This is a genomic window from Legionella sp. km772 (assembly GCF_003989735.1).
Classification (GTDB): Bacteria; Pseudomonadota; Gammaproteobacteria; order Legionellales; family Legionellaceae; genus Legionella.
The window spans coordinates 1-1,799 of the sequence record NZ_RZGQ01000312.1 but is presented as its reverse complement, the minus strand read 5'-3'; the positions used below and the strand labels follow the sequence as shown (position 1 = coordinate 1,799).

The window sequence follows — 1,799 nt, the reverse complement described above, 5'->3', positions numbered from 1 at the left end:
GATTTTTTTGATGCAGTGTAATAATTTCGCTTTTTGGTCATTCTATTCCCCTCTTATATTAGAAGAATAGCTCTTAAAAATACCTTTTTTTCGTCTAAAAATCCGCGCCTATATCACCTTGGATTGATTACAAGCCTCTGTGGCCAAAGTAACCGAGGTATTAACACTGTTTAGTAAATTGCCAATGTTATGGATTATACTCGTCGCCACCTCCGCAATACCCGCTAATCTTGAGGACTCAATAATTTGTGTTTTAGCTTGTAATAGATTTTCCAACATTAAATTAATGCTCATTGCTAATTCGCCTATTTCATCTTTCGTATCAATAGGGGAGCGTTCGCTTAAATTATTGGAGTCGATTTTATGCGTAAAGTTCCTAAGGGAAATAATCGGATTTGCAATCCAATGGCTTAAAAAATACCCCAGGACACAAGCCAAAATTAAAATAAAGATATTAATCATTAGGGCAATTCGCTTTAATAATAACCAATCTCGATCGGCATTATCTTTAATTAAATCCCATCGCTCTCTCTCGCTATTAATGGTCTGACCAATGAACTTTTCTAATCGGATTTGAGATTCTTCAAGAGCGGATATCTTTTTTATAAGCTGCTCATTGGGGGTATTTTTTTCCTCTTTCGCCGAAAAGACCTCCAAGGCTTTTAATAGGTCGTTTTCCCTTAATTTAGTTAACTGTCGCAGGATAAATTCTGTGTGTTCTGTTGGGATCAAGCTCTGCTGATATATCTTTTGCCATTCTCCTATTTCTTCAAGATAAGCTAAAAGCTGATCTTTTGTTGCCCCTAATTTGGTGGGAGTATGAGCATTACTTTTAGTCTGTTCCACATCATAATTAAAATTGCTGGTGATCAAACTCACATGTAGCGAGGTATTTTTCATTTCCGATAAAGCGTGCAAACTTTTTGATTGCGCATCAGTAACTGTTAAGAAATGATTGGTGATTTTATTAAAATTAACCATTAGATAAATATTAAGCGGTACAGATAGCAGGGCTATTCCAAGGAAGCTTAATAATAATTTATGTTGAATGCTAAAATGAGGCATTATTCTTCGGGTAAGTAGGGTAACTGACTGATAATAGCCTCACCTACTTTGTCACCTAATAGGCCCCCTTGCTCGACATCAATAGGGAAATGTATCCCTCCCCAAACACGCCCTTCACTGGCTATCGATGCCAAATTTTTCCACTTAGCACTATTTTCGGGAAAAAAATAACTTAAAAGGGTTTCCGCAGTAGCTGAAAGAGTTGAATGCCCTGCCGGGTAACTAGGATGATTGGGGGTTGGCATTATGGTATGAATAGATGGTTCCCGCATAAAGGGTCTTTTTACCCAATAAGTATATTTTGAGTTGAATACCGCGATTACGCTATCTGCAATACCCATGGCAAGGATTGAACGCACATAGAGGGCTTTTTCTAGTTCAATCTGATGGAGATTCATATAATCATTGGCAAAAATCAGCCAAATACCCGGTGGCGTTACCGTACTTGGATTCCCAGCCCAAAAAATAACTTGGTTTATTTGCTCAGGACTAATATGTTTTAAAGCATGCAGCACTAAAGCTATTTGTTTATGCCACTCAGGGGAATTATAAGCTGGGGGCGGAGGGGCAACAAATTCCTGCCCAGATTTAATTAGCCAAGTCTTCCATGATCCTATTTAGCTAGGTCCGGGGATCTGGAACAAAATTCAGGAAAAATAAGAGCTATTCCCGGTTTGTTAGTTCATTCACCTTACTCTCAGAATGGCTTATCCACAAGTCCATAGGCCAGGAGA

General features: G+C 38.4%; 2 protein-coding genes. Both read right to left on the bottom strand.

The window, feature by feature from the left end; translation table 11 throughout:
- Positions 1-108: 108 nt before the first annotated feature.
- The gene (locus ELY15_RS15545; RefSeq protein ID WP_127101638.1) at positions 109-1,065 is read right to left on the bottom strand and encodes a methyl-accepting chemotaxis protein; all 957 of its coding nucleotides are present in this window, start codon (positions 1,063-1,065) and stop codon (positions 109-111) included.
- Positions 1,065-1,580 carry a vanadium-dependent haloperoxidase gene (locus tag ELY15_RS15540; protein WP_127101636.1) on the bottom strand — a complete coding sequence of 172 codons (516 nt, stop codon included), beginning with the start codon at positions 1,578-1,580 and terminating at the stop codon, positions 1,065-1,067. The genes ELY15_RS15545 and ELY15_RS15540 overlap by 1 nt, the downstream gene beginning before the upstream one ends.
- Positions 1,581-1,799 lie beyond the last annotated feature (219 nt).

Excerpts from the sequence above, each read along its gene's own strand:
- ELY15_RS15545 (WP_127101638.1), bottom strand. The coding sequence starts at position 1,065 with ATGCCTCATTTTAGCATTCAACATAAATTATTATTAAGCTTCCTTGGA.